Source organism: Streptococcus sp. A23 (assembly GCF_043674155.1).
Lineage (GTDB): Bacteria > Bacillota > Bacilli > Lactobacillales > Streptococcaceae > Streptococcus > Streptococcus suis_V.
The window spans coordinates 1-6125 of sequence record NZ_JBIMJP010000033.1 but is presented as its reverse complement, the minus strand read 5'-3'; the positions used below and the strand labels follow the sequence as shown (position 1 = coordinate 6125).

Genomic DNA, 6125 nt, shown 5'->3' with positions numbered 1-6125 from the left:
GAGCTAGGGGATAAATTTATTCGTGACCTCATGCAGTCAGATTTGGAAGTGATGATTAGCCTACATGCTAAAGGCTCCACCAAGTCTGAAACTATGACCAAGTTACGAACCAAGAAGACCTTGATGGAATCGCAAAAGATTGGGGAACAACAAAAGATGGCTCGGACAGGTATCTATTTAGAGAAGGTCGGCCATGTTCTTGAAAACAACATCGATGAAGCAGAAGCTCTTCTTCAAACCATGACCCAAACAGGAGATAAACTGTTTGACACCGTATTTCTGATTGGTGTGCTTGCAGATACAGAAGACCAACTCAAACAATCTCTTGATATTATCAAGCAAGTAGCAGGGTCTAATGATATGATTATCGATAATTTGACCTACATGCAAGAAGCTGCTTTTAATAGTCTCTTGCCATTTGGGAAGAACTATCTCGAAGGAGTTTCTCGTTCTCTATTGACTTCAAACATTGCCGTGAATGCACCTTGGACTTCCGTTGATATTCAGGACAAGGGTGGGAAATTTTATGGCATCAATCAAATCTCAAGTAATATCATCAGTATTGACCGTGGCAAGTTAAATACTCCGTCAGGTTTGATTTTAGGGACTTCTGGAGCTGGAAAAGGGATGGCGACAAAACATGAAATCATCTCTACTAAGCTCAAGGAAGCAGATAGCGATACCGAAATTATTATTGTTGACCCAGAAAATGAGTACAGTATTATCGGTCAAGCCTTTGGTGGAGAGAGTATTGATATTGCCCCAGATTCCACTACCTTTTTAAATGTCTTAGACCTATCCGATGAGAATATGGATGAGGACCCAGTCAAGGTCAAGTCCGAATTTCTCTTGTCCTGGATTGGAAAGCTCTTGGACCGCAAAATGGATGGTCGTGAGAAGTCCTTGATTGACCGTGTGACACGACTCACCTATAAGCATTTTGACACACCATCATTGGTCGAATGGGTCTTTGTCTTATCTCAACAACCTGAACAGGAAGCTAAGGACTTGGCACTGGATATGGAACTCTATGTAGAAGGGTCGCTAGATATATTTTCACATCGGACCAATATTAAAACAGACAGTCATTTCCTGATTTACAATGTCAAAAAGTTAGGCGATGAATTAAAACAAATTGCCCTCATGGTTATCTTTGACCAGATTTGGAATCGTGTGGTCAAAAACCAAAAGCTAGGGAAGAAAACCTGGATTTACTTTGATGAAATGCAGCTTCTTTTATTGGACAGGTATGCCTCTGATTTCTTCTTTAAACTCTGGAGTCGTGTCCGTAAGTATGGGGCGATACCGACGGGTATTACTCAGAATGTAGAAACACTACTTTTAGATGCCAATGGCAGACGTATTATTGCCAATAGCGAGTTTATGATTCTATTAAAACAGGCTAAGAGCGATCGCGAAGAATTGGTGCATATGCTTGGACTTTCCAAGGAACTGGAGAAATACTTGGTCAATCCTGAAAAAGGGGCTGGCCTAATCAAGGCCGGTTCCACGGTTGTTCCTTTCAAGAATAAGATTCCACAACACACCAAGCTCTTTGACATCATGAGTACGGACCCTGAAAAAATGAGGACATGAGATGAAAGAGGATAAAAAGCTAGTCAAACAAGCCAGGCAAAATTTTCGAAGCAACTTAAAATCAGCTCGTATGCATTATCGGAAAGAAGTTAGAGCCTTAGAACAGACTGTTCCTAATAAAGGACGATTTCGAAAACCAGCTCAAAATTCTCTTTTTCAGGAAAAGAAAACAGAGTTAAAACAAAATTTGCTAGGAAGCCAAAAGGAAGCAGAAGAGAAGTTCTTAAAGGGAATTACCTATGTGTCTCCTAGACTGTTGAAGGTAAAGGAAATCAAGAGGTATCGACTTCCGCAAGCTCAAGAGCGTTTGCGGACGGCAAGAAAACATTTGTCAGAAGTGAAACTAAGTGAGAAGCAAAAGGCAGTTAATCCCAAGTTTACCTTCCAAAAAGATAAATCTTCCTTGAAGTCTCGCTTTCAGTTTCATCAAGAAAAATCATTTGATCGACTCAGTGCAGAAAAAGAAGTGAGGTCTGCCAAACGTGAGGTCAAACAACTCAAGAAAATCCAAAAGTCTAAGAAAAACTCTATCAAAGTCAAAGTTGGATTAGGCTTAGCTGCATCTGAATCGCTTGACTTGGTGGCACAGGATGATGATTTAGATGGTTTTAGAACCTTAAAGGATACCAGCTTGAAAGCCAGACGCTATGGCAGGTTTACCTATCAAGCAGGTAAAGTGGCGGTGAAAAGTGGTCAGACTGGTGTGCATTTTACAAAGACGAAAGTGGCTCATGGAAAGGAACGATTCCAGAATTTCAAAAAGGGAAAAGGATTCATACGCCAGAAACCTCTTAAACCAAGAAGACGCTACCAAACCTTTTTAAAGCATGCCAGAAAGCACAGTCTAGCAGGAGTTAAGGGGATTGTTCAAGCCATTAAGGGAAGCCTGACCTTCTTTTCTGTAATTGCGGGAAATCCTTTGACTTGGATTGTCTCAGGCCTTCTCTTGATACTCCTTTTGATGATGAGCTTTTTCATGAGTGTCTCAGGAAGCAGCGTCATTCAACAAGATGAGATGGAATTGACCAAGGCCTATACCCACATGACGTGGGAAGATGCGGAGCATACAAGAACCAACGATAAAGGGATTACCTACTACACCAAGATTGATGAGATTATGGTTTACATGAATCATCAATACCAAGACTACCAGCTTGACGATTTCATGGAAACAGGTGGTACGACCTACAAAGTATTTCTCAGTCAGGTGTGGACGGACTTAAATGGTGGAGATTCTATTAAATCCATGTCTGACTTATATAAAGAACCTGCTTACAAGCTGTCTGATGAGGACCAGGAAGAACTAAAGGAATTGACCGAAGAAGGCAACTATTTATCCCTTCAAGAATTGGACAATCCCTTTCAGGGACAGACCGATGAGGATAGCTTAAACATGACCTACCGGTATGGTTATGAGGTCATTGATGAGAAACCAACGCTTCATCACCATATCATCTTAGAAGCAAAAGAAGGTCAAGTCATTGTGTCTCCTATGGATGGTAAGGTATCTCTTGATGGAGAGAATATTATTTTGACATCTGGTAAGGGAGTGAATAAGACTAAACTAACCTTGTTTGGCATTCATTCAGGCCGAGTGAGTGAACATCAACAAGTCTTGGCAGGAGACATTATTGGTGAGACCAAGGATGGAACGGGTCTAAAAGTCACCTATCAAAAGGTTGATGATGACACGGATAAGCTAGTCTATGTCAATCCAGCTTTCTACTTTCCAAAAGTGATTCAGGTTCAGACCACCATTCTTCCAACTATCGGTCAGTTTGGTGGCGATGAGTTCGAGAGAGCCAAGGCTATTTATGACTATCTTAAAAGCAAAGGTACGACCAATCAAGCCATCGCAGCCATTCTAGGTAACTGGTCGGTAGAATCCTCCATCAACCCGAAACGTGCCGAGGGCGACTATCTATCTCCCCCTATTGGTGCGACAGACAGTTCGTGGGATGATGAGGGTTGGCTTTCACTTAATGGTCCAACAATATACAATGGACGTTACCCCAATATTCTCAAACGTGGTTTAGGCTTAGGCCAATGGACAGATACCGCGGATGGGTCACGCAGACATACTTTATTGTTGGAATATGCCAAAGGAAAACATCAAAAGTGGTATGACTTAGGGTTACAACTGGATTTCATGTTGCATGGGGATAGTCCTTATTACATCAACTGGTTAAAGGACTTCTTCAAAAATACAGGTAGTCCAGCTAGTCTTGCCCAACTCTTTCTCATTTACTGGGAAGGAAATAGTGGTGATAAGCTACTTGAACGTCAGACACGAGCAAGTGAGTGGTATTACCAAATTGAAAAAGGCTTTAGTCAACCTAACGGTGGGACAGCACAAAGTGATCCAAAAGCACTTGAAGCTGTACGAGGAGACCTTTTTGAAAACTCTGTTCCAGGAGGTGGTGACGGGATGGGTTACGCTTTCGGCCAATGTACTTGGGGCGTTGCAGCCCGTATCAACCAACTGGGTCTTAAACTCAAAGGTAAAAATGGTGAGAAGATTCCAATTATCAGTACCATGGGCAATGGCCAAGATTGGGTGCGTACAGCCGCAAGTCTCGGTGGGGAAACTGGAACAAGTCCGCAAGCAGGAGCTATTCTTTCCTTTGCGGGAGGAGGACATGGCACACCAACAGAATACGGGCATGTGGCCTTCGTCGAAAAAGTCTACCCAGATGGCTCATTCCTTATCTCAGAAACCAACTACAATGGCAATCCCAACTACACCTTCCGTAAATTATCTGGAGTGGATAGTAGCTTGAGTTTTGCCTATACGACGAAATAAAAAAGGATATGCTAACAAAATGAATAAATGTTAGCATATCTTTTGTGTTTTTTTGTCACGATTAATCAGAATTTATAGAAATGAGAACTGTTATGAGACGAATCATCTCATCAAGAACATCTGCAAGTGAAATCCCCTTAGTATAGCTATATTTTTTTGAATAATTTTGCCATTGTTTATTCTGAATAGGGTCAGATTTGAACCTCTCGAGTAGTTCAATAATCTTTACAAAATCGAGTTCTGTTTCGCGATATGAAAATGTTCTCTGACAGGCATTTTTCAATTGAATGAAGTCAATGTCTTCTTTCTTCAGTTTTGAAAGAATATAAACATCGTAAAAATCTTTGCTTCTGCTGTTCAAGAAGTTGCGTGAATAGATGGTTTGGAGTTTTTCAGCTAGAATTGTTTCAATTGTATAAGCAATGATTGGAAAATTGTCTTCATCAAAAATAGCTTTATAGTCGTATGTAATCGGCTGAGGAGTTACAACATCACCTGTCGCAATATCCAAATGGATAACTTGTTTAATATTCTCAAGTTGGCACGAAATTGTTGCTCGATAGCCACCATAGTCATCACTTTCTTTAATAGCTGTGATTGATTGAATCACAAAAGTTATACCTTCTTCGGAATCTGCTAAAATTTCCTTGAGTTGCTGCCTCACAGTATCTTCTGAGAGTGTTATTTGATGGAACAAAAAATCAATATCAACCGTGCTACGAGATTCAACTCCGATAACATTTGACAGTAGGAATCCTCCTTTGAAAATATAGTGATTTGAATAGGTACTCTGACTTAATTTTTTCAAGATCACTTCAAGAAAGTAGTAAGTCATCACGGAATTAAAGGTTAATCCAGTATTCTTTGATATTTTATGACAGAGTGCTGTTAGCTTAGCTTTATTCATACTAGGACCTCCAGAGTTTGTTTGACCTTGTCTAGGGTGTTCATTTTTGTCGCATATTCATAGAGTTTTGTAAGATTTTTTTTAGAATAGTTTCCGTAATGTTGAAGTGTTTTGACAAAAAGCTCAGTATCTATTTTTTCTCGATGAATCACAAAATCACAGATAATACGTTCTAAATCATACACTCTTACCTCGTTTCCCATAGGGGTTTTTACAAGTGTAATTCCTAGTTCGCTATATTCCTTAGAAACGGAATGAATGTTCAGATTTGCTGGAGGAGTATTAAAACGGTAGCCTCTAGGAATGGTTACGTCAAAATATTGAGGAATTTCATCTGTATAGTGTTGCAGGTAAAGCGCTGAGATATAAGAGAAAATAGCCTTGGGATAACGGTACTGAAAGAAGTAGTATTCGTCGTAGTCTCCGTTTTGGGTTAGGAAAATACCTTTTTCAACTCGGAAGATAATGCCTTCTTTCTCTAGTCTTGTCAGATATATTGTTGGAATACCTAGTGCTTTACAATCTTTGTTTGTGACAATGCCATTGTTCTTTTCTATAAAATCGAGTAGAATCTCTTTTTTTGACATACGGCCTCCCACTTGTTGCTTTTACACTACAATTTTACAATATTTGTGGTATAAAAGCAACATTTTCTTTTACATTAATGTATTGTGATAACAAAATCAAGCCTTCTTTTTTATGATGGTATTGAACTTGGGCTACGAGCTGTACAAAAAAAAAGAGGGTTCTGTTGCAAAGTTTAAAAATCAAATACAAGGTTTATAATCCTTCTTGTTCTTAAGCTAATATTCCCATTAA

At 39.7% G+C, this 6125-nt stretch carries 4 protein-coding genes; 2 read left to right on the top strand and 2 right to left on the bottom strand.

Annotation, left to right across the window (positions count from 1 at the left end):
- Both ACHBIE_RS10705 and ACHBIE_RS10700 read left to right on the top strand, forming a co-directional pair.
- The coding region (locus tag ACHBIE_RS10705; protein ID WP_394733316.1) for a VirB4-like conjugal transfer ATPase, CD1110 family at window positions 1-1596 on the top strand (1596 nt) is incomplete at its 5' end.
- Between the two features lies 1 nt (window position 1597).
- Window positions 1598-4399, top strand: coding sequence for a phage tail tip lysozyme (locus tag ACHBIE_RS10700; protein WP_394733315.1), 2802 nt, complete (start codon window positions 1598-1600; stop codon window positions 4397-4399).
- A 61-nt stretch (window positions 4400-4460) separates the two neighbouring features.
- Here ACHBIE_RS10700 and ACHBIE_RS10695 read toward each other — a convergent pair whose 3' ends face one another.
- Window positions 4461-5306: a nucleotidyl transferase AbiEii/AbiGii toxin family protein gene (locus tag ACHBIE_RS10695; protein WP_394733314.1), complete on the bottom strand. Its 846-nt coding sequence runs from the start codon at window positions 5304-5306 to the stop codon at window positions 4461-4463.
- Complete coding sequence (locus tag ACHBIE_RS10690) at window positions 5303-5893, bottom strand: type IV toxin-antitoxin system AbiEi family antitoxin domain-containing protein (protein WP_394733313.1); 591 nt, start codon at window positions 5891-5893, stop codon at window positions 5303-5305. Before ACHBIE_RS10690 ends, ACHBIE_RS10695 begins: the two co-directional genes overlap by 4 nt.
- Window positions 5894-6125: the final 232 nt, after the last annotated feature.

Coding starts and splice junctions, on each gene's coding strand:
- ACHBIE_RS10700 (WP_394733315.1), top strand. CDS start 1,598: ATGAAAGAGGATAAAAAGCTAGTCAAACAAGCCAGGCAAAATTTTCGA.
- ACHBIE_RS10695 (WP_394733314.1), bottom strand. CDS start 5,306: ATGAATAAAGCTAAGCTAACAGCACTCTGTCATAAAATATCAAAGAAT.
- ACHBIE_RS10690 (WP_394733313.1), bottom strand. CDS start 5,893: ATGTCAAAAAAAGAGATTCTACTCGATTTTATAGAAAAGAACAATGGC.